Below are 21323 nucleotides of genomic sequence, written 5' to 3'. Positions count from 1 at the left end.
AGGTGTGCAGCGGAAGCGGACGTTCACAGGCAGCTTGGGAAGGGCTACTATCGGCCAGGAACTGACGGTTGCAAATCTTTCGCCACAGCCATCTGAATGGCTGCTGTACTTAGGTTAGCTGTCAAAAGATCAAATTCTTCGCTGTCACTCAATAAAACCTAGAACGGGATTTTCTGATGTCTGTTGAAGCCGCCACACGCCTTGAGTTGAGTCGAAAGGAACTGCTCGACCTGGGGCTGCGCAATCCGTTGATCAATCATCGCCTGCGTGCAAAACAGGTTAAGATCGTTGACGAACTATCCATTCAGATCTATCGGCTGCTAGTCACTGACGGCAAGTCCATGACCTTCGATGCCTTGCCAGAGACAGCCATCAAGGAGATGGTCGAAAAGGAGACGGAGGCCGGCGGTGATGCGGAAGCAGTGAGCTGGGAGGATCTGCTCGCGCAGCCTAGTGAGGATCTGAAAGATGGGCAACTGGCCTCTCGCCACACAGACAACAAACTGCAGACGACGCTGGTTTCCGAAAAGCTGCAGACCCGCCTGCTGTCTATCCACAATGATGCCCGGACCTACCTGGAAGAACAGGGTGTCAACATCCTGTTTCTGGCACTGGGCTTCCTGCATTGGTACGAAGCACTGTCCGCGACGGAGGCCCGGCGAGCCCCATTACTGCTGATTCCGGTCGAGTTGACGCGGGCCAGTGCCCAGGCGCGCTTTCACGTCGTTTATACCGGTGAGGAAATTGGCGACAATTTGTCCTTGATCGAAAAGCTCAAGGCCGAGTTTGGCATTGAGTTGCCTATGCTTGGTGACAGCAATGAGCTGGATATAGGTGAGTACTTCGCTGCTGTTTCTAAAGCCACTTCGGGCGATGAGCGATGGTCGGTTGAAGCCGATGAAATAACCCTCGGCTTTTTCTCGTTCGGCAAGTTCCTTATGTACAAAGATCTCGATCCCGAGGTCTGGGTACAGGAAGAGGAAAGCGGTGATGGCTCTTCCATCCTCACCGCCCTACTAACGGATGGCTTCCGTGAGGCTGAAAGCCCGTTTGGTGACGAGACCCATGTCGATGAGGTGGTCACACCCGCAGAGGTTCACCAGGTCAAGGACGCCGATAGCACGCAGATCCTGGCCATTCTGGATGTGAATGCAGGACGTAATCTGGTGCTGCAAGGGCCGCCGGGCACAGGTAAGTCACAAACTATCACCAATATCATTGCTGAATGCATCGGCAACGGACGAAAAGTGCTCTTCGTGGCCGAAAAAATGGCAGCGCTTGACGTGGTTAAGCGCCGGTTGGACGAGTCAGGTCTGGGTGATGCAGTTATGGAACTGCACAGCCATAAGACGAATAAGAAACAGGTACTTGAAGAGCTGAACCGAACGCTTCATCAGGGACGCCCGGTGATCGAGGATCCCTCGGACGATATCGATACGCTCACCCGGCTGCGGAATGCACTGAATGCCTACTGTGACGCCGTTAACCAGCCGATTGGCAATACGCGGTTCAGTTTCGTCAACGCCCTTGGTTTTGCGCTGAAAAATCACCCTGGCGATCTCGATGTCGAGCCATTCGACTTTGCACCTATGGCCGGATGGTCTGAGGCGGACTACCGTCAAGCTCGTATGCAGGTGGATACTTTGGACCGGCACTTGGCCGAGGCAGGGTCACCGCAAAAAAATCCTTTCCGTTCCAGCCGACTGACCGAGTTCCTGCCATCTCAGCGGCCCAACCTGGAAAGGGTGCTTGATCGTGCCAGAGAGGCCACTGATCAGCTCTCGGTGACGGCGTCTGACTTGGCCAAGGCCATGAGCCTGCAGGTGCCTCAGCAACGCCGTGATGCTGCGGTTATCTGCCGTGCAGCCCAGCGTGCCATAGATGCCCCTCATCTGCAGGGATTGGCCCTGACATCGGGTGAATGGCAAGCGAGGCGCGACGATGTGTCAGCGCTGGTTGCTGCCGGTAAACATCTCAGTGAGGCACATGCGCAGTATGACGAGTGGCTGATCGATGAGGCCTGGCAACAAGATCTTGTCGATGTACGTCAGCAGTATGTGACCAAAGGAGAAAAGTGGTGGAAATTCCTATCCGGTGATTTCCGCCGGGCAAAGGCGAGGCTCCAGGGCTTGTGCCGCAAACCCTTGCAGACGGTTGTGACCGACACGATCACGATGATCGATACTATCTTAGATAGTCAAAAGCACCAGAGCCGGTATTTGGAACTGTCTGGCCTCGGAGAGAGCCTGTTCGGTGCCCAGTGGAAAAAAGAAAACTCCGACTGGGAAGTCCTGGAGAAGCTGACCGAGTGGGTGGTGGCCCTGTACCGTGACGTCGGTAATGGCGACGTCCCGAACGGTATTGTCAATTTTCTTTCGGGCTCTCCGGAGATGGATGAACTGAAAGACCGGGTGGACTTGCTGGAGCAGCATCTGGCGGGCCACAAGGAGGCCGCCGAGCAAGTGGTCGACCTGTTGAAGCTGAAGGTTGCTGATAAGGCCAAGGCCGACTGGGATCTTACGCTGGAAAAACAGAGCGCGTACCTGTCGCACTGGCGGAGTCACCTGGACAGCCTGTTCCATCTGGTTCGCTTCAATTTGTTGGCCAAGACCATGACGGAGCTGGGACTCGGGTTTGTGGTTGGTGCCGCACAGATCTGGAATCATGGCGAAGGCACCCTGGTGCAGTTTTTCGATTACAGCTGGTACAACGGCCTAGTGGAGAAGGCCTATCTGGATACGCCCAGTATCAAGATGTTCGATCATGCCCAGCATTCCCGTATGTTGGAAGAGTTCTCCCGTCTGGATCATCTGCTGTTCCGTCATAACCAAGCACGCCTGGCAGCGGCGCACTGGCAATCCCTGCCAAAGCTAAGCGGTAGCGGTGAACTTGCGGTCATCAGGCGCGAAATCAACAGGAAACGCGGGCAGATGCCGATCAGGAAACTGATGATGGGAGCAGGGCGCGCCATCCAGGCGGTCAAGCCGGTATTCATGATGAGCCCGATGTCCGTCGCGACCTATTTGCCACCAGGGGCGCTCCAGTTCGACTTGGTGGTGTTCGACGAGGCCAGTCAGGTCAAGCCGGTGGATGCGTTTGGCGCGATCCTCCGAGGTGGTCAGGCAGTTGTTGTTGGCGACAGCAAGCAGCTGCCCCCCACCAGTTTCTTCGACAGTCTGGTGCAAAGCAATGATGAAGACGACCCCGAGAATGTCGGGGACATGGAAAGTATCCTTAGCCTCTTCCTGGGTAAGGGCGCACCTGAGCGGATGCTTCGCTGGCATTACCGTAGCCGGCATGAATCTCTGATCGCGGTCTCCAATTATAAGTTCTATGACAGCCGCTTGGTTGTGTTTCCAAGCCCAGGCTCCAATTCCGTGGCGCGAGGCCTCCGGTTGCATCATTTTCCCAAGACATTCTATGACCGCGGTAAGAGCAGAACAAACCCGGAGGAGGCCAAGGCGGTAGCCCAGTCTGTCATGGCGCATGCCAAGGCTACGCCAGACCTGACGCTTGGCGTTGTTGCGTTCAGTACGGCGCAGCGCGACGCAATCGATTCGCAACTGGAAGTCCTACGTCGGGCAGATCCCAGCTGCGAGCCATTCTTCAGTCTGGCTAAGCGGGAGCCATTCTTCATTAAGAACCTTGAGAATGTGCAGGGAGACGAGCGTGACACGATATTTATCAGTATCGGTTACGGGAAGACTGCCGAAGGCTACATGACTATGGGCTTCGGTCCCTTGAACCGTGATGGTGGGGAGCGTCGATTGAACGTGCTTATTACCAGGGCGCGACTGGCCATGGACGTGTTCTCTAACTTTACCGCGGACGACATTGACCTGAACCGAACCAATGCCACCGGTGTGGTTGCCTTCAAGCACTTCCTGGCCTATGCGCAAACAGGGGTCCTGCAACAGCCCTATAGCACCGACAAGGAACCTGACTCCCCGTTTGAGGAGGCAGTCATCAAGTCCTTGGTGAGTCGCGGTGTGGAGATTGAGCCTCAGGTGGGAAGTGCTGGCTTCTTCATAGATCTGGCAGTCAAGGATAAGGAGAACCCTGGGCGGTATATATTGGGCATCGAATGCGATGGGGCGACATACCATAGCGCGAGATCCGCTCGAGACCGTGATCGGCTGCGCCAGGAGGTGTTGGAAGGACTGGGATGGCGATTGCACAGGATATGGAGTACTGATTGGTACAGAAATCCCGAGCAGGAGGTCGAGCGTGCGCTAGCGGCAATTGAGCAGGCGAAACTGGAATATCGTGCAGGCGTAACTGCGCAACCAAAAGTGGAAGTGGCCAGCAATGATGTGACACCAATCCCCCGAGAAGAAGCCAGTCCTCAGTCTGATGAGAATCAGACTGCTTCTATCGCCTATAAGATGGCCAACATATCCATATCACTTGGGACAATGGAACTCCACGATTTGCCACCCCAACGGTTGCTACCGTCTGTGGCCGCGGTCGTAGATATCGAATCCCCGGTTCACAAGACTGAAGTTATCAGGCGCATTGTCGAAGGTGCCGGACTGGGGCGGGCGGGCAATCGGATTCAGGATGCGGTCAACAATGCAATCCGATACGGAGTAAGAGAGAACAAGATTCGGGTCAAAGGTGATTTCCTTTGGCATCCGGGTATGGAAGAACCAGAGGTGCGAGACCGCTCCCTGCTGGATAATACATCAAAGAAATTCGAGTTCGTTTCTCCTGAGGAGTTGCGGATGGCGATTCGCAAGGAAGTAGAGAACGGCTTCACCCTCAGCCCGGAAAGCGCTGTGTCCAGCGCGGCGAGGGCACTTGGCTTCCAGCGCGTCACCAAGCAGGCAAAGGAACGGTTTGAATTGGAACTTGAGTCAATGATCCAAGCAGGCACGCTAGTCTCCAAAAACGGCGTGCTGTCAACGACCTGAAAGTTTAAATGCTCTGCGATCGCTTCGTCCGAAGACTTGCACTGGGGATTGATTGCATTGAAGACCGTTGTCTCCTTGCAATCTGACATTGAATCTCTGACGGTTCAATTGGCAGAACTGGGTCGGAAGTTGCCACCTGACCATCGGTAACGAACGTCCGCTTCCAGTCTGCTGCCGCCCATGAGGATTTAGCGGCGGCAGGGCAGCAGCCGCAGCAGATGCTCCCACCTATGCCAGGAGGGAATACCATTGGACCTCAACCTATCCATATGAAACGTTGAACCTTTCTTCTTCTTGAATGCGGATTTACCGATTGACTAAGTGCTGATGTGTCGCCGGATAGCGATCACCCACCGTCTGTATCTTGGCCAATGCTGCCCCAATTCGCTTGAGTTCTTCGTCGTCCCAGTGCACCCCCACGCTCCGCACGTTTTCCGCAAGACGATGCAGCTTGGTGGTGCCCGGGATAGGAACGATCCAGGGGCGCTGGGCGAGCAACCAAGAGAGGGCAGCCTGCGCCGGGGTGACGCCTTTCTCTCCTGCGATGCTGATGACGAGGTCCAAGAGTTTTTGGTTAGCAGATAGCGCCTCGCGCTGGAAGCGAGGGACGGAACTACGGAAATCATCCTGGGAAAATTCTGTGTCCGAGTTCACCGTACCCGTGAGAAAGCCTTTTCCAAGGGGGGCAAAGGGCACAAACCCAATGCCCAACTCCTCCAGGACTGAAAGCAGGTTTCCCTCAGGTTCCCTCCACCAGAGGGAGTATTCGCTTTGCAGGGCAGTGACGGGCTGGTCGCGGTAGGGATAGCAGTTACCCACTGCCCCCCGCACAGATCCGTACGAGCGGAATTACCGCATACGGCTCCTACCTCAGGTCATGACGCGAAACCTTTGCGATGGGTAGGGATGAGCCAGTTTTACGGGCGGGATGTATCGGTTCACTATCGGGCCAAAACGCCGCCAAGACATTCGTGCGCGCTGACTACGCCGCCTGAGCGCGTGCAGCCATGCGCGAATCACTTCCGTCCGGAAGCCATCCAGCCTGTTCAAGTTGCCGGGGACAGCGAAGTACGCAAAATATCCGCGCATCACTTTTCCCAGCCAACGGCCTAGCACCGCAACGGGTTCATGCCGTCGCCGCATCAGCGTTTCCCTGATCGTACGCAGTGTCCGGCGCATGCGCTTCTTGACCGTCAGGCGTTGGATTTCATACCAGCCCTGCCGGTTTTGGCTACAGCAGTGGGTAAATCCCAGAAAATCGAAGGTTTCCGGCTTCCCCAGCCCTCGCTCCTTCCTTTGCGCCGCGGCAAATCGCCCAAAGGCAATCAGTCGCGTTTTCTCCGGATGCAGCTGCAGACCGAACTTGCCTAAGCGTTCCGCCATTGCCGACAGAAAACGACTCGCTTCTCTTTCGTACTGGAACCCCATCACACTGTCGTCGGCATAACGCACGATGATAACATCTCCCCGTGCATGCCTCTGTCGCCAGCGATGTGCCCATAAATCCAGGGCATAATGCAGAAACACATTCGCAAGCAGGGGTGAAATTACCGCCCCTTGTGGCGTACCTCGTTCCGCAGGAATCCGCTTCCCATCTTCCATAACTCCGGCTCTGAGCCATTTGCTAACCAGCCGCAATAAGCGCCGATCCGCAATGCGATGTTCCAGAAATTTCAGCATCCACCGGTGGTCGATGCTGTCAAAGAATGCCGATATATCCGCATCCAATATCCAGTTCACCTTACGGCTCTTTATCCCCATCGACAGAGCGTCCAGCGCATCATGCTGGCTGCGCCCCGGTCGAAACCCATAGGAGAATCCGAGGAAGTCCGCCTCATAGATCGCCGTCAGCACGGTGACTACCGCTTGTTGCACGATCTTGTCCTCGAGGGCAGCTATACCCAACGGGCGCAGCTTCCCGTCCACTTTGGGTATGTATACCCGCCGCGAAGGCTGTGCCCGATACGCGCCGGTGTGAATTCCCCGATGCAGTAGGGGCACCCGCTGTGCCAGTAACGCCTCGTATTCCCTCCACGTCGTGCCATCCACACCTGCAGCTGCATCATGACGAAGTGCATAGAAGCTCTCCGTCAGTAACGCAGGGGTGATGTGGTGTAGCAGCGCCGTGAATCGCACCCGCGAATCATTGCGGGCCTTTTCGCGTACCCCTTCGAGTCCCATCGACGCATGTATCCGGCTCTGAGTCCGGGATGCGGGAGGCTCTCCAGAGTTCCCCTTGGTTAGGCCCCTTCCCTCCACTGCTTCCGCTGGGGCTGTCCCGTTGTTCGGCAGTTTCTTCGGTACTATGGGCCTATCCGACTTCTCACCAGCGTGAATGGCAGGATTATGGTTTTGCACCTTCCCTACCCTGCCCACCAGCTGCATGGGCACTGATGAGATCTCCCGGTTCCTGTTCGTGAGGCTTCCCAGCATGCTCAGGGTCTCCGACCGCGCAGGATCAGAGCAGGGCTCACGCATAACGTCCTGCTCCATATAGCCTTCCGCTTCGCTTAACAGCGTCGGCATCCTGGACTTTTGATTTCGCGGCTCAATGGCTGGCCTGCCGGTGTCCCCTGTCAACGCTTCGGTGCAAACCTCACGATCTGCGCCGCATGACTCGGGGCCGGAATGATGCGTTACGTCTTTTCCGTGTTGAACTTTCATCAATTACCTCACGCCAGTTTGTACCGGCGCACTAAGCGTGCAGCCAACCCATCTTTTCACTGTGTAAATTTTTGCTGACGCTATCCCCGGATTTTCACTGGAGGAAATAGTGATGACAAAGAAAGAGCGGGCGGAGAAGGTGGAATTTTGGCGGCAGCAATTGGACGCTTTTGCAGCGAGTGGTCTTTCGGTCAAGGACTACTGTGCGCAGCAGGGGATTGCCGTAGCCAACTGGTATTATTGGCGCAAGCGCCTGACCCAGCACAGTACGCCGCGAGAGCTTTCCGCATCCGGTGAAGAATTTTTGCCGGTCCGTCTGGCAGAAATGTCTTCCTCGATGCCTGTAGTAGAAGTCCAGTTACTGTCCGGGCGCCGCCTGAAATTCTCGGCGCCGCTGAATAGCGCGTGGCTGCAGTCCCTGGTTCAGGTTCTGGAAGGGCCATGTGGCTGAGTCCAGGCAGTCGCATCTGGCTGGCAGCCCATCCCGTGGACATGCGTCTGGGCTTTGACGGTCTGGCGGCCAAGGTACAGGGAGTGCTATCCGCCAATCCCTTCTGCGGCCATGCCTTTGTCTTTCGTAACCGGCGTGGGGATCGGCTGAAGCTCTTGCTCTGGGATGGTCTGGGATTCTGGCTCCTGTATCGTCGCCTGGACCAGGGGCGGCTGCATTGGCCCCGAATGGAGCATGGGGCGATCGAGCTCTCGGCAGCCCAATGGGCACTGCTGGTCGAGGGCCGTCCCTGGACCCCATTGCCCGCCCTCAGAATCTGTACGCCAACTGCCCTATAAGTGACGGAAATGCTTGCCTTTTCTGGCGGTTTCTGATAGCATTTCTTCATGAAATCAAAGACTCCCGCCGATCTTCCCAGCCATCCTGACGCCCTGCGCAAAATGGTTTTGCAGCTCCTGCAGGAGCGCGAAGAAAAAGATCGGGAATCTGCTTGGCAGATGGCCCAATACCATCAGCAGATCGCAGAACAACACCAAGTCATTGCGCTAAAAGAGCAGCATATCTCCGTACGCGACGAGACCATCGCCCGCCTGGAACTGACCATTGCCAAACTACAGCGTTGGCGCTTCGGTCGGCGTTCGGAAAAGCTCTCTGCCGATCAGCTCCGTCTTTGGGAAGAGGCCCTCGAAACCGAAATCGCCGCCGTGGAAACGGAACTCGATGCCGTACTTGCTGACAGTGCCGCGGCTACCAGCCCAGAGTCCACTCCCAAGGCCACGCCCCGACGCCATCCCGGTCGGATGAAACTCCCCGATACCCTGCCTCGGGTAGAGGTGCAACACGCCCCCAGCCGTTGCACCTGTGGCCAGTGTGGCGCTCTTCTGGAGTCCATCGGCGAAGAGGTCAGCGAAAAGATCGACTATGTCCCCGGCCACTTCCAGGTGATCCGTCATGTGCGCCCCAAGCTCACCTGCCGCTCCTGTGGCACCCTGGAGAGTCCCCCACTACCGGCACAGGTGATCGACAAAGGCCTGCCCACCGCGCGCATGGTCGCGCAGGTCTTGACGGCCAAGTATCTCGATCATCTTCCCCTCTACCGCCAGGAAGCCCAATACCAGCGAGCTGGCGTGCCCCTGTCCCGCTCCACCCTCAGCAGCTGGCTGGGTCAGGGAGAATACTGGCTCACCCTCCTGGCCGGAGCCTGCAAGGAGGCACTGCTGGCCGGAAAGATCCTGCACGCCGACGAGACACCCTTGCCGGTGCTGCATCCGGGCAGCGGCAAGACGCAAAAAGCCTATCTCTGGGTCTATCGCAGTCAGGCCGATGCCTCCCACCCCATCGTCGTCTTCGACTATGCCCCGGATCGCAAGGGGATCCATCCGCAGCGCTTCCTCGGCGACTGGCAGGGTATCCTGCAGACCGATGACTACAGCGGCTACGATGCTCTTTATCGCAAGGGAGGGATCCTCGAAGCGGGCTGTTGGTCCCATGTTCGTCGGCACTTCTACGATCTCGACCAGAGCGCCCCCAGTCCCGTCGCGCAGAATGCATTACTTCGCATCCGCAAGCTCTACGAGATCGAAGCCGAGATCCAAGATGACCCCCCGGAGCGAAAAGCCCAGATCCGACGACAACGCGCCGGCCCCTTGCTGGAGTCCTTCCATATTTGGTTGACCGAAGTGCAGATGCAGGTGGCCCCGAAGAGTGCCATTGCCAAGGCCATCAACTATGCACTGAAGCGCTGGCCGGCCCTGACTCTGTACCTCGATACTGGCCATCTCAGCATCGACAACAACGCCGTGGAAAGAGCCCTGCGGGGCGTGGCCATCGGCCGCAAGAATTATCTCTTTGCCGGCAATGACGCCGGTGGCGAACGGGCAGCGGCCTTCTACACCCTCATCGAGACCTGCAAACTCAATGGCGTCGAGTCCTTCGCCTATCTCAGCGACGTCCTCGATAAACTCCCCACCTGGCCCGCCAAAAAACTTCACGAACTTCTTCCCTGGAACTGGACGAGTCCTACCGTAGCCTGATCGGATCCCAGCCGACTAGATGGGTTGCTCGGACGGTTACTTTCGAATCCCCTGTTCGAGCATGGCTCGGTATAGGCCGAGTTTGGCACATTCCAAGGCGGACGGGCTGACGGTTTTCTGCTCATTCTTGGGAACACTGGGAACGGGAAGAAGTTTCCGTTCGTCGACATAAATAGAGAGGGCGGTCTCAAGGGCGTCTATCGCCACCAACAGCGCCTCGTCCTCATCCTCGCCCTGAGTGATGGCTTCTGGGATGTCAGGGAAGATCACCACGAAACCGCCTTCTGGCTGTGGATCCAGCACTACTGGAAAGTCGCACCTTGCTTGGCGAGTCAACCCTATGACTTCACGGGCATTCGTGGTTAGAATATAACACTTCTGTTGTGGCTATCAACCCGCATTAGGCAAAGTGTTAGCCCAAAGGCGTAATGTCCTCTTTGTCCAATTGTAAAATGTCCCCTTTTGGTTTTGGGGGAGCGGTGACAGAGGAGACCATTACGATGACGCAGAAGGCGGTGGACCGGCTGGAGGTGATGCAGCAGGTGGTCAGCCGGACGGTACGGCAGCATGAGGCGGCACAGCAACTCGGTCTGAGCGTGCGGCAGGTCAGGCGTCTGCTGATCCGATTTCGAGAGGAAGGGGCGGCAGGACTGGTGTCCCGCCACTTGGGGCAGCGTCCCGGCAATGCGCTATCGGGAGCGGTACGCCAAGAGGTGTTGGGGTTAGTCCGCAGTCACTATGCCGACTTCGGCCCCACGCTGGCCGTTGAGAAGCTCCGTGAGCGCCACGGGTACCAGCTCTCGGCGGAGACGCTGCGGCAGTGGATGATGACCGAGGGAGTGTGGAAGCCCAAAACCCGCAAGTCGGCCCAGATCCATCAGCGCCGTCCCCGGCGTCCCTGCCGGGGCGAGCTGGTACAGATCGACGGCTCACCCCATGATTGGTTCGAGGGTCGGGGACCGCGTCGCACGTTGATCGTGTTCATTGACGATGCCACCAGCGAGTTGCTGGCCCTGCGCTTCGCCCCCGCCGAGACGACCCAAGCCTACCTGGAGACCCTGCGCAGCTACCTGAGCGAGCATGGGCGGCCGGTGGCGCTCTACTCCGACAAGCACGGCATCTTCCGGGTGAACCACCCGGAGCGGGAGGGGGAACTGACGCAGTTCACCCGCGCGCTCAAGACCCTCGACATCGCACCGATCCACGCCAACACACCGCAGGCCAAGGGCCGCGTCGAGCGGGCCAATCAGACCCTCCAGGATCGCCTGGTCAAGGAGCTGCGTCTGGCCGGCATTTCGGACATCGACGCCGCCAACGCCTTCCTGCCGAGCTTTAGAAAGGAGTACAACGCACGCTTCGCCGTGGCTCCGCAGAATGCCACCGACGCGCATCGTCCGGTGCTGCACGACGCTCTGGAGCTCGACCTGATCTTCAGCCTGCAAAGCCACCGCAAGCTCTCGAAGAACCTCACCCTCCAGTACAAGAACCGGGAGTACCAGCTCACCGGACAGGGCAAAGGCTATCGCCTCAGAGGGGCACAGATCACGGTCTGCGAGGCCTTCGACGGCACGGTGACCTTGCTTTACCAAGGAAAGGCTCTGCCTTATCGCATCCTCAACGAAGGCGAGCCGCCCATCCCCGTAGACGATGAGAAGAGCATCCATGCCACCGTCGAGCAAGCCAAGACCATCCAGCTCCACCGCAAAACCTATAAGCCTGCACCCGACCATCCGTGGAGACGAGGCGCCACTTCTTCACCCTCCGCTACCCTCTGACACCACAAAAGGCATGAGAAAGGGGACATTTCAGTCTGGGAGAAAAGAGGACATTTCAACTTTGGGTTGACACCCGCATTAGGCAAAGGGTCACGGTAAATTAGTTCTATCGGCAACTGATTGATTTCATAAACTCGCAATGTCGGTCGGACAGAATCTAACCCATTGTTTTTTCTGTGGGCGGCCTCGTAGAACCCGTATCCTTGTGGCTGACCTGTCTGCGGGTAACCCGGCTGCCGCTGTCCCATAAGGGTTACCGTGGGCTTACGAGCTTTGTCCCTGCAGGGCCGCCATATCGTTCTGTATCGCTGCTCTACCGTCTGTATACCCATGATAGGTCGAACTTGCACCAATGTGCTATCAGACTTTTCATTGCTTGTTTTCTCTGAGTTAACTCCCCTTCGGGGCAGTTGCCCTGCCGTCTATGGTACCTTCCCTTTCTTGACTGGGGCTACCTCTGCCTAGAGGTGCCTTGCTGCCTCATGGTGGTGCTGTCGTTGGCTCCATTATATCCCCATATTGGATACATGAAGACCACGTATTGATTGCATGATGTCCTTGTCATGGATACACCATGATGTCCACATGTCGGAGATATGAATGTCCCCATATTGGCTCCTTTATGTCGCCATTTTGGAATACATGATGGCCCCGCATTCTCAATGAGGTAGCATTCTGGTCGTGGTATACCCGGAATAGGCCGTCATGGATTCGCTTGTGGCTGCCACCTGCATAAGTTCAGAAACCTTTGGCACTCCTTCGAGGCAGGAGGAGTGGCATGCAAGTGCAGCACGTGAGATATCGGATCCGTGGATTTTATCGCTTAGCCCAGATGGGTCATCGTTTCGAGATGAAGACCCAAACGATAGAAAAACGACGGAAGATTCTGTCCTTTTGAGACAGGTACGGACTGGACGCGACCCGTGATGCCTTGGGTGTGTGCCGTCGCACCCAGTACCGATGGAAGAAGGCACTTACCGATACGGGGGATCTGGCGGCCCTAGCAATCCGGTCCTCAGCACCGAAACGATGCCGAACGCCGAAGACAGACCCGCGACTGGTGGCCGAAATTCGCAGGTTTCGCACCCAGCCCTGGAAATGCCTCGCCGTGGATACCATCGAATGCGTCCGGAGGCTCAACCGTTACCTCGTCACCTTCATCAATCCTGCAAGTCGCCTGGCCTTTGCCGTAGTTTTACCCAGCAAGGACACAAGTCACGCCCAGACCGCCCGCCCGAGTGCCAAAGGTGGTGGACACGTGCAGTTACCGCGCTCCCAGACCTCTGCCCGGGGTTCCGAAAAGACCAGATGCGAAAGAAAAAACACCCAATCTTGGCCCTGTTCGAGACCCCGAATTCGACACTTTTTTCGTGGCGCCATTATGCCGGCCGGTGATACCAGCAGCTAGCGCGACTCTGAACCTGCACGTAACGCTTTGCCATCTATCCGCGATCAATCCAATCCACAGTCCTCATGGGGAGAGAGCGCGATACGTTCAAAGGGTTCCGGTGCCATATGCTGAGGCTGGTAGGAAATTCCCAGCTTTTCTTTCCACCGGTAAAAGGCGCGCAGATGGTTCCGTGATCCCCTCTCCAGCTCCGCATAAACGGCACGGATAATGGCCTTTCCCGTTTGCTTGGCAGCTTTCTGGAGATCGTCAATATCCAGTTCTTCGATAAGCAGGCCAACGCGGATGGCATCCTCCCTACTTTGGAGGCCCCGTTCCATCAATTGATCATAGAGCCGCTGGAGCTCAGCACGGTGGAACTCTCCAACACCAAGCCCTTGTGCCGGGTCCGGCAGGCCATAATGCTCCAGCAAAGCGAGGACGGCGTCCATATGCACTTGCTCCGAACCGGTGATATTCTCAAACGGTCGTATTCCCCAACACGCGTAGAGCCGAATATAGACATCTCGTGCAATCTTCTCTTCCTCTCGCATGAGCAGTAATCCTTCCTGTTCCGCAGGACTGAGCTGCTCCCTTGGACTACGGGAAATTTCCATACGCATTTGCTGCAAATGCTGAGCCCGATGCGCGCTATGGTCTGGCATATCTTCGAGCATCGTGGGGAAACGTCCTTGCTGCTGCCCGCTATCTGAAACACAGCCCAACCGCCCTGCTCCTTTCCCTGCCCCCCTCATACCCTGACTTTCCATACCTTTTCTCCTTCTCGCATTCCCCATACCCCGACCAGCACCTGCTCCAAGAAAGTTCTTCATCATCTGTCCTCACACTCCCATCAAACTCGACTATCCAACGCCTGGATTTTGTCCAAGGCCTCCTGCAAGATACTCTGCATCTGCTGTAACAACTTCGGCTGCTGGCCGTTCAAACCCATACGCTCATGGACGGCATCACGCAGCGCGTGCAGCTGGCTACGCGTCTTTTCCACTTCATCACTTCCCATAGCGGCCAGTCGTTCTTCGACGGCGACGGCCAACCCCCAGTTTTGCTGCAAGAAGCCAAAACCTTGTTCCGTCACTTGGTAAAGCCGCTTGTTACCTTCTGAAATCGTCGACAGATAGCCCTGATCTTCCATCAGATAGAGCATGGGGTAGAGCATGCCAGGACTTGGGCTGTAAACATCCTTCGATTGCTCCTGCAGAAACTTGATCAGCTCGTACCCATGCGCCGGACGCTCTGCTAAGCGCTTCAGAATGACGAATCGCAGCATACCCTGGTCCAACAGACGCGCTCGCCGCCGACCGTCACCACATTTTTTCGAAGACTTACCACACAAGGCTTCGCCCTTACCGCCCCTTCTCATTGAGCACTCCCGCTGGCCTGTGCCACAGCATTAAGATATATCTTACTTAGATATATCATAGACCACCAAAGCGCGGTGTCAAGCGCGTTTGCTCGGCTGCTCAGTCGCTGCCAAGGATAGGAGAGCGCAGCCAGGGATCGTCTTGGTATTTGCCGGAGCGAAACTTATGCGGAGTTGTCCTGCAAATATTGTCGTAGCAACGGATACTGTACCTGGATCCAGCCATGCTGCTCACGCAGGAGCCGTTGCCGCTTCAGCTTCGCCATGATTCGGCTCACATGCTCCTTGGACATACCCAGATAATTGGCCAATTCTTGGCGGCTAAGAGGAAGGGCGATTTTCTGGCCATCGGGGTAGTCTCCACACCATCGCAATAAAAATCTGATTACCCGACGCTCGGCGCTGGAGGACAACACAAGGAGCAAGTGCTCTTCCGTTTCTTGCTGGGCCAGTTGTAGTCTTTTCCGAATTGCCTGTCGAACTCGCGGTTCCCGCTCACACCAAGCCTGCAAAGCATCTACTTCGAGGGAGCAAATGCGAGAGGCAAGGAGGGCCGTCGCGGTGTGTTGGTAATCGGGTAAGTCCAGCCCCTCGAATCCCCAAATATCCCCGCTACGTAGCAACCCTATGAGCTGCGTTTCCTCCGCGCCATAGCGCTCCAGTTTGATGACGCCCTGACGAACGACAAAGGCGTGCCTTGCCGGAGATCCTTCTTGGCTCAGCACCGTACCCGCGGCAGCCGCCAGGTCGGAAACCCGCAAGGGAAGATGCTGCAGATCCGTAATGCTCAGCCCAGAAAAGATGCTCCAGCGATGAATGGGGCAGGTGCTGCAAGGAGCAACCCCTATATTTTCCAGTAGATCTGTCATATGAGCTCACCTCCTTGTGACACTCTGGTCGCAATTAGCGTAGTACATCCCCGCCACAAATAAACAGGGCATCCGGAAATTGCGAAATATCAATGGCTGGGGATTTCCACCGGATAGCAACGTATTTTTAGTGGAAATGAACTGGTTTCTATCTTGATAATTCGCAATGTTGTGCGCCAATACACTGTTTTTTTGCGTTCCCAGATCAGGCACGAATGATGCCTCAGTACTTATTGCTACGATAGTTGGCATCTTTACGAGGTGGATCATTATGCTAGTTGAAAACACATTACCGATTCTGTTGAGTCGGTTGGATTTTGCATGGATCACGTCCATGCACATCTTATGGACCCCCCTAACCATTGGGGTGTCCTGGATCCTGTTCGGGCTCGAAGTGGCGTGGCTGCGCTCTGGCGATGAGCGCTGGTATCGTTTGGAGCGCTTCTTTGAAAAGATTTTCATCGTCAACTTCGGTGCTGGGGTGGCTACCGGCGTCACCATGGAGATGGCCTTCGGCATCTTGTATGGGCCCTTCTCTCAGGCCGCCGGTCCCTTCTTTGGCAACATCCTGGGCTTCGAGACCATCACCGCATTCATGTATGAAGCTGGCTTCATTGGCTTGATGATATTCGGGTGGAACAAAATCGGGAAAGGGATGCATCTGTTTTCCACCTTCAATGTCGCACTGGCTTCCAGTCTTTCGGCCTACTGGATTTTGGTGGCCAACTCCTGGATGCAAACGCCCAATGGGGTCGTTCTGAAGGACGGTATTTTTCAGGTAACCAACTGGTGGCACGCCATTTTCAATGATAATGCCGTTTGGGGATTCCCCCACATGTGGATGGCAACCATGATACTCGGTTTCTTTGTCCTCGCGTCCGTGAGCGCGTGGTACATCCTCAAAAACCGCCATGCCGATCTGTTCACCAAAATGCTCAAACCAGCAGTCTTGGGGCTGGGCGTTTGCCTTTGGGAGCTTCCTGGCACCCTTTGGGGCGGGGCTCGCACTGGGCGCCACCTTGCAAGGATTCCCCATGAAAGCCGGGCCAGCCATGGCGGCCCATAGCCCCGGCCTGTTTGTGGACTCCCCCGTACCACATTTCAGCGGCACGGCGCTCAGCTTCCTGACCCCCTTTTCGGTATTCACCGGCTTCGGCGCCGTCATCGCTGCAGGGCTAGCTGGAGGCCTATATCTGTGTGCACGATTTGAGCCTGGGGATGAAATCAACCAGAAAGCACAGAAATGGACCACGCTGTTTTCTTATCTCGCCTTGGCTGCCATCGTCGTGACTCTGATCTGGACCTACAGCATTTTTCCATGGGCGGCAGCCAAGTGGACAGGTCCTCACTGGTGGGTCTGGGTGATCTGGCTTCTGGTGATCCTGGGTTTCGCCTACAAGTCGATGATGGCACATGCAATGCAACGGGATTTTGTGGCCTTGCTCTGGGGTGAGGGCGTCGTCGCCCTGATGTGGTTCGCCATGTGGGCAACCATGTATCCCTACATTGTGCCGGATACCTGGACCATCGCCCAGGCAGCCAACCCCGCAGACTCTATCGCCGTGTTTACTTTGTTCATGACCGGCTTCGTTCCTGTCATGATCCTGTACAACTGGTATCAGATCTGGGTCTTCCGCGGTCGCTACACCAAAAAGGCCATGTACTCTTCCCATTGATCTCTTCAGGCCCCGTCTGCGGGGCCTGCTTTCCTATGGAGCAAGGCAATGAAAATCACGCAACGTCTGGTCACCCGCAGCTCGGTTGTGACACCCCAGCCGTCCCTCTCACCTACGGTAGTCGATATTCTCCAGGTCCTGGAAGACCGCCAGGAGCTAGTCCATGAGCAGTGGCGCGAATTGCTGACCGATCTTCAAGCAGAATCTTCCGAATATTCCGAAAAAGCCATTGTGCTGGATGCAGAAATATCGCGGTACAGAAGATTCTTGGCGATTCTTCGCAGTCAGGTCCAGGAGCGACGAATAGCCTCCTCTGTTATTCGCAGCAATCCAATTTTACTGTGAAAGAAATCGCTAGAGCGAGCACAAGAAACCCCGATCTTTGGATGGCCATGTTCAGGTCTTGATGAAGCTTATGACGTCTGATGCTGATGTTTCCCCACATTTTGTGGGCGAAAACGCGTCCGCTCAACGCCTCACATGTCAGTATAGTTCGCCGCCGCAGATGAGCGGATGGTCTACACTGAGATGGCAAAGCCGGAGGATGCACGCATGAATATCACACCGTCATATATTGCCCCAATTGCCAGAAGCGCTGGATGGGCTGATCGAACTGGCCCTGGATCTGCGCTGGTCATGGAGTTATCGCAGTGATGTCCTCTGGGAGCAGCTCGATGGAGAACTCTGGAGCCGGACCCGCAACCCCTGGTTGTTGCTGCAGAACCTGGACGCAGCCAAATTTGATGTCTTGGCTCGCGACGGGGCATTTCTGGCCTTGCTGCAGGAGCACCTGCAGTACCATCGCCAGGAAAGCCGTCGGGAAGGCTGGTTTCAAAAAAATATCCCTCGGCACAGCTGCAACGCGTCGACTATTTCAGTATGGAGTTCGGTCTTTCCGAGGCCTTACCCATCTACTCTGGCGGGCTTGGTATGCTTGCGGGTGACTACCTGAAAAGCAGCAGTGGCCTCGGAATTCCTGTTACGGGGGTGGCATACTTTGGCAACAGGGCTATTTTCGGCAGGCTATCGACGAAGCGGGACGACAGGTAGAGCAATTTCCCTACAAAATGATCCCCTCCAGCTTCCAGTGACTCCGGTAGCCGATCAAAATGGGAATTGGCTGCGCATACAAGTCGGATTACCGAGACGTACACTGATTCTTCGTGCCTGGCAGGTCCGTTTAGGAAAAGTTTCGCTATATCTTCTGGATAGCAACGATCCGCTCAACAGTCCTGCCGACCGGGGCATTACCGCCGAACTCTACGGCGGCGCCCCGGAAATGCGCCTGCAGCAGGAGATCTGCCTGGGTGTTGGCGGTTGGCTGCCGCTGCGCCATCTCGGTATAGAGATAGATATCTGTCACCTGAACGAAGGGCACGCCGCCCTTGCCATCCTAGCCTGCCTCCAGAGTCACATGCGTGATCATGGGACCGACTTCCAGTGCGCCCTGAACGCCACCCGCGCTGGCAACATCTTTACTATCCACATCCCGGTAGCTGCTGGCTTCGATCGTTTCGACGTGTCTTTGGTCACCCATTATCTCAACGCAGCATTCCCCGATCTACAAGCTGATCTGGCGCAAGCGCTGGCGTTGGGGAAAGAATGCCCTGAAAACTCTAAAGAGCCTTTCAACATGGCCTGGCTCGCTATCCATGGCAGCATTGCAGTCAATGGCGTCAGCGAGCAGGCTGAGCTCGTGGATCTGCTGATAAAAATACGCCACAGCAAGGCCAATATCTTTATCATCAGCAAAGGGGAAAGCCCGAGTCCGGAAGATGTCAGTGCAATTTTGGCCTGGAATGATGTCGCCCCTGGTGCAGGTTTAGCTGGGCGCCTTCGCGGAGAGGAGAACGTAGGAATATGAATGAAAAGACCAGTATGGGTCTGAGCAGCGAGGAAGCCAAACGTCGTCTCGCGCAGTATGGACCCAATGAAGTTGTTGAGGAAAAACCAAAAACCTGGCTACTGTTCCTCCACAAGTTCTGGGCTCCAGTTCCATGGATGCTGGAAGCAACCTTCGTACTGGAGGTGATCCTCGGCAAGTGGCCAGAGGCCATTATCATCGCATTACTGTTGCTCTTTAATGGCATTCTAGGATTCAGCCAGGAACGGAAGGCCAAAAACGCTCTGGCGCTGCTCCGGGAACGATTACGGATTCAGGCACGAGTCTGCCGAGATGGGAAGTGGCAAATCATCGTCGCAGCAGAATTGGTACCCGGTGATCTCATCCATGTGCGTGTCGGCGATATCGTTCCTGCCGATCTGCATCTCACGGAAGGGAACGTACTGGTAGACCAGTCCGCCCTCACCGGTGAATCCATGCCGGTGGAATGCGCGGCTGAGGGTACTTTGTATTCCGCTTCCATCATCAGGCGTGGAGAAGCCAGTGGTGAAGTGGTCGCGACGGGCGCCAAAAGCTATTTCGGGAAAACCGCTGAACTGGTCCGTAGTGCCGGTGCAAAAAGCCATCTAGAAGAACTGGTGCTCAGTATCGTCCGCTATCTAGTGGCCATGGACGTGCTGCTGGTAGTCGCTATTCTGGCTTACGCAATGGTGGAAAATATCTCCCTCGCCAGGATCCTGCCCTTCGCACTGATTCTTCTGGTTGCCTCAGTGCCTGTGGCGTTGCCAGCAACCTTTACCCTCGCCACGGCCATCGCTTCCTTACATCTCGTGCATCGGGGGGTTCTGGTTACGCGCCTTGCAGCAGTGGAAGAAGCTGCGGCCATGAACGACCTCTGCAGCGACAAAACCGGTACCCTCACGCAGAATCGCCTGAGCCTCAGCCAAACGCAGCCCTGGCCCGAGGTCGAGGAAAATGACCTGCTGGCCATGGCGTCAGTTGCTAGCGACAACTCCACCCAAGATCCTATTGATCTTGCCATTTTGCAGGAGGCGACCAAGCGCCAAATCAAGCTCCCCGTTCGGCAACAATTCGTGCCTTTCGATCCCGCCAGCAAACGTTCCGAAGGGGTATTTCAGCAAGAGGGAAGCGCTTGGCGGGCGCTGAAGGGGAGCCCGCAAATTATCGCCAAGCTCTGCGCTATCGCGGATTGGGAAAACGTTACCGCCCAACTGGCAGACACTGGTGCGCGAGTGCTTGCCGTCGCCGCGGGACCAGAGGGAAACCCACGTTTTCTCGGCCTGCTTGCACTGGCGGATCCCATTCGCCCTGATGCAGGGGAAGTGGTCCATCATTTGCAAGAGCTTGGCGTTCATGTCCGGATGGTAACCGGAGACAGCGCACAAACCGCACAATATGTCGCCGGCACTTTGGGTATTGTCGGCCAGACCTGCGATCGGAGCAGGCTATCGGAAGATTGCGGTGTCTATGCGGGCGTCTTTCCCGCTGATAAATTCCATCTGGTTCAGGGCCTGCAAAAAAAGGGGCGAATTGTCGGTATGACCGGGGATGGCGTGAATGATGCCCCCGCACTCAAACAAGCCGAGATGGGCGTTGCCGTAGAAACCGCTACCGATGTCGCCAAAGCGGCAGCCAGCATCGTGCTCACCACTCCGGGCCTGCAAGGGGTATTGGATGCAGTCACTACCGGACGTCGCGTATATCAACGCATGCTGACTTATACCCTGAATAAAATCGTCAAGGTATTTCAGGTAGCACTTTTCCTGAGCCTGGGATTTCTTATTTTCCGCAGCTTCGTCGTCACTCCCCTACTCGTTCTATTGCTGCTTTTTGCCAATGATTTTGTCACCATGTCTCTCGCTGAAGATAATGTGCGGCCTTCCCCGCAACCGGATCGCTGGGCGATTCGCACCCTCATACTCTCTTCCCTAGTGGTGTCAATCGCGTGGCTAGTCTATATATTCGGGGTGTATGCCGTGGGCCGCACTCTGCATTTACCTACAGATTCCCTACAAACTCTCGATTTTCTGGGTTTGGTGTTTTCCGGACTGGCCAACGTCTTTTTGGTTCGGGAGCGCGGTCATATCTGGGCCGGACGTCCCGGTGCGTTCCTGGCCGTCGCCAGCTTGGCGGACGTTATCGTTGTCAGCATTCTGGCGATCATGGGTTGGTTGATGGCACCGATACCGGTACTTTTCGTCGCTTACCTCCTCGGAGCAACTGTACTCTATACGCTCTTGCTTGATCAAATCAAAGTACCACTATTACGGAGACTTACCAGTGCATAAGCCACTCTAAAGTGAAGGAGTT

The 21323-nt window shown here is 56.1% G+C and carries 15 protein-coding genes and 2 pseudogenes; 11 read left to right on the top strand and 6 right to left on the bottom strand.

Going from position 1 to position 21323, the window contains the following annotated elements; all coding sequences use genetic code 11:
* Positions 1-176 precede the first annotated feature (176 nt).
* Complete coding sequence (locus tag MQE22_RS05765; protein WP_215872595.1) at positions 177-4913, top strand: DUF3320 domain-containing protein; 4737 nt, start codon at positions 177-179, stop codon at positions 4911-4913.
* Positions 4914-5219: 306 nt separating this feature from the next.
* Here MQE22_RS05765 and MQE22_RS05760 read toward each other — a convergent pair whose 3' ends face one another.
* Both MQE22_RS05760 and ltrA read right to left on the bottom strand, forming a co-directional pair.
* Complete coding sequence (locus MQE22_RS05760) at positions 5220-5732, bottom strand: aldo/keto reductase (protein WP_215872596.1); 513 nt, start codon at positions 5730-5732, stop codon at positions 5220-5222.
* 51 nt (positions 5733-5783) lie between these two features.
* Complete coding sequence (gene ltrA / locus MQE22_RS05755) at positions 5784-7094, bottom strand: group II intron reverse transcriptase/maturase (protein ID WP_215872597.1); 1311 nt, start codon at positions 7092-7094, stop codon at positions 5784-5786.
* Positions 7095-7689: 595 nt separating this feature from the next.
* Here ltrA and tnpA point away from each other — a divergent pair.
* Genes tnpA through tnpC form a run of 3 tightly spaced genes read left to right on the top strand, consistent with a single transcriptional unit; the run spans position 7690 to position 10061 of the window.
* On the top strand, positions 7690-8028 hold the full coding sequence (tnpA, locus tag MQE22_RS05750; RefSeq protein ID WP_215873479.1) for an IS66 family insertion sequence element accessory protein TnpA: 339 nt from the start codon (positions 7690-7692) through the stop codon (positions 8026-8028).
* A complete protein-coding gene (gene tnpB / locus MQE22_RS05745) occupies positions 8019-8366 on the top strand; it encodes an IS66 family insertion sequence element accessory protein TnpB (RefSeq protein WP_215872297.1) in 348 nt (115 codons plus the stop codon). Before tnpA ends, tnpB begins: the two co-directional genes overlap by 10 nt.
* 48 nt (positions 8367-8414) lie before the next feature.
* Positions 8415-10061, top strand: a complete 1647-nt coding sequence (gene tnpC / locus MQE22_RS05740; RefSeq protein ID WP_255790235.1) for an IS66 family transposase — start codon at positions 8415-8417, stop codon at positions 10059-10061.
* 36 nt (positions 10062-10097) lie between these two features.
* Here the strand turns inward: tnpC and MQE22_RS05735 are convergent, their stop codons facing one another.
* The gene (locus MQE22_RS05735) at positions 10098-10364 is read right to left on the bottom strand and encodes a type II toxin-antitoxin system HicB family antitoxin (RefSeq protein WP_255790234.1); all 267 of its coding nucleotides are present in this window, start codon (positions 10362-10364) and stop codon (positions 10098-10100) included.
* A 176-nt stretch (positions 10365-10540) separates the two neighbouring features.
* Here MQE22_RS05735 and MQE22_RS05730 point away from each other — a divergent pair, with 176 nt between their 5' ends.
* The gene (locus MQE22_RS05730; RefSeq protein ID WP_304665202.1) at positions 10541-11836 is read left to right on the top strand and encodes an ISNCY family transposase; all 1296 of its coding nucleotides are present in this window, start codon (positions 10541-10543) and stop codon (positions 11834-11836) included.
* 1452 nt (positions 11837-13288) lie between these two features.
* Here the strand turns inward: MQE22_RS05730 and MQE22_RS05725 are convergent.
* The 3 genes from MQE22_RS05725 to MQE22_RS05715 form a co-directional block, all read right to left on the bottom strand.
* On the bottom strand, positions 13289-14059 hold the full coding sequence (locus MQE22_RS05725) for a DUF2202 domain-containing protein (protein WP_255790233.1): 771 nt from the start codon (positions 14057-14059) through the stop codon (positions 13289-13291).
* A gap of 17 nt (positions 14060-14076) precedes the next feature.
* Positions 14077-14604 carry a PadR family transcriptional regulator gene (locus tag MQE22_RS05720; protein WP_255790232.1) on the bottom strand — a complete coding sequence of 176 codons (528 nt, stop codon included), beginning with the start codon at positions 14602-14604 and terminating at the stop codon, positions 14077-14079.
* Positions 14605-14768: 164 nt separating this feature from the next.
* Positions 14769-15473 (bottom strand): Crp/Fnr family transcriptional regulator, encoded by a 705-nt coding sequence (locus MQE22_RS05715; RefSeq protein ID WP_215872883.1) that lies wholly within the window; start codon positions 15471-15473, stop codon positions 14769-14771.
* A gap of 271 nt (positions 15474-15744) precedes the next feature.
* On the opposite strand from MQE22_RS05715, the pseudogene MQE22_RS05710 reads away from it, so the two are divergent.
* The 6 genes and pseudogenes from MQE22_RS05710 to MQE22_RS05685 all read left to right on the top strand — a co-directional run.
* Positions 15745-16438 (top strand): annotated as a pseudogene (locus MQE22_RS05710) (cytochrome ubiquinol oxidase subunit I); the annotation flags it as partial.
* Positions 16412-17149 (top strand): annotated as a pseudogene (locus MQE22_RS05705) (cytochrome d ubiquinol oxidase subunit II); the annotation flags it as partial. The pseudogenes MQE22_RS05710 and MQE22_RS05705, both read left to right, overlap by 27 nt.
* Positions 17150-17197: 48 nt before the next feature.
* Positions 17198-17494, top strand: coding sequence for a hypothetical protein (locus MQE22_RS05700; protein WP_215872882.1), 297 nt, complete (start codon positions 17198-17200; stop codon positions 17492-17494).
* A gap of 229 nt (positions 17495-17723) precedes the next feature.
* Positions 17724-18101 (top strand): DUF3417 domain-containing protein, encoded by a 378-nt coding sequence (locus tag MQE22_RS05695; protein WP_226830735.1) that lies wholly within the window; start codon positions 17724-17726, stop codon positions 18099-18101.
* Between the two features lie 135 nt (positions 18102-18236).
* The gene (gene glgP, locus MQE22_RS05690) at positions 18237-19013 is read left to right on the top strand and encodes an alpha-glucan family phosphorylase (protein ID WP_483190454.1); all 777 of its coding nucleotides are present in this window, start codon (positions 18237-18239) and stop codon (positions 19011-19013) included.
* Complete coding sequence (locus MQE22_RS05685; RefSeq protein WP_215872881.1) at positions 19010-21301, top strand: plasma-membrane proton-efflux P-type ATPase; 2292 nt, start codon at positions 19010-19012, stop codon at positions 21299-21301. The genes glgP and MQE22_RS05685 overlap by 4 nt, the downstream gene beginning before the upstream one ends.
* The last annotated feature ends 22 nt before the right edge of the window (positions 21302-21323 follow it).

Origin of the sequence: Acidithiobacillus sp. YTS05, from assembly GCF_024396695.1 — a bacterium.
Classification (GTDB): domain Bacteria; phylum Pseudomonadota; class Gammaproteobacteria; order Acidithiobacillales; family Acidithiobacillaceae; genus Igneacidithiobacillus; species Igneacidithiobacillus copahuensis.
Note: the sequence above shows the minus strand (reverse complement) of the source record. Positions and strands in the feature narration are given on the sequence as shown.

What these genes read in the sequence shown, in the direction of transcription:
- tnpC (WP_255790235.1), top strand. Translation starts at nt 8,415, where the DNA reads ATGAAATCAAAGACTCCCGCCGATCTTCCCAGCCATCCTGACGCCCTG.
- MQE22_RS05700 (WP_215872882.1), top strand. Translation starts at nt 17,198, where the DNA reads ATGAAAATCACGCAACGTCTGGTCACCCGCAGCTCGGTTGTGACACCC.
- ltrA (WP_215872597.1), bottom strand. Translation starts at nt 7,094, where the DNA reads ATGGGACTCGAAGGGGTACGCGAAAAGGCCCGCAATGATTCGCGGGTG.
- tnpA (WP_215873479.1), top strand. Translation starts at nt 7,690, where the DNA reads ATGACAAAGAAAGAGCGGGCGGAGAAGGTGGAATTTTGGCGGCAGCAA.
- MQE22_RS05765 (WP_215872595.1), top strand. Translation starts at nt 177, where the DNA reads ATGTCTGTTGAAGCCGCCACACGCCTTGAGTTGAGTCGAAAGGAACTG.
- MQE22_RS05715 (WP_215872883.1), bottom strand. Translation starts at nt 15,473, where the DNA reads ATGACAGATCTACTGGAAAATATAGGGGTTGCTCCTTGCAGCACCTGC.
- tnpB (WP_215872297.1), top strand. Translation starts at nt 8,019, where the DNA reads ATGTGGCTGAGTCCAGGCAGTCGCATCTGGCTGGCAGCCCATCCCGTG.
- MQE22_RS05725 (WP_255790233.1), bottom strand. Translation starts at nt 14,059, where the DNA reads ATGATGAAGAACTTTCTTGGAGCAGGTGCTGGTCGGGGTATGGGGAAT.
- MQE22_RS05685 (WP_215872881.1), top strand. Translation starts at nt 19,010, where the DNA reads ATGAATGAAAAGACCAGTATGGGTCTGAGCAGCGAGGAAGCCAAACGT.
- MQE22_RS05720 (WP_255790232.1), bottom strand. Translation starts at nt 14,604, where the DNA reads ATGAGAAGGGGCGGTAAGGGCGAAGCCTTGTGTGGTAAGTCTTCGAAA.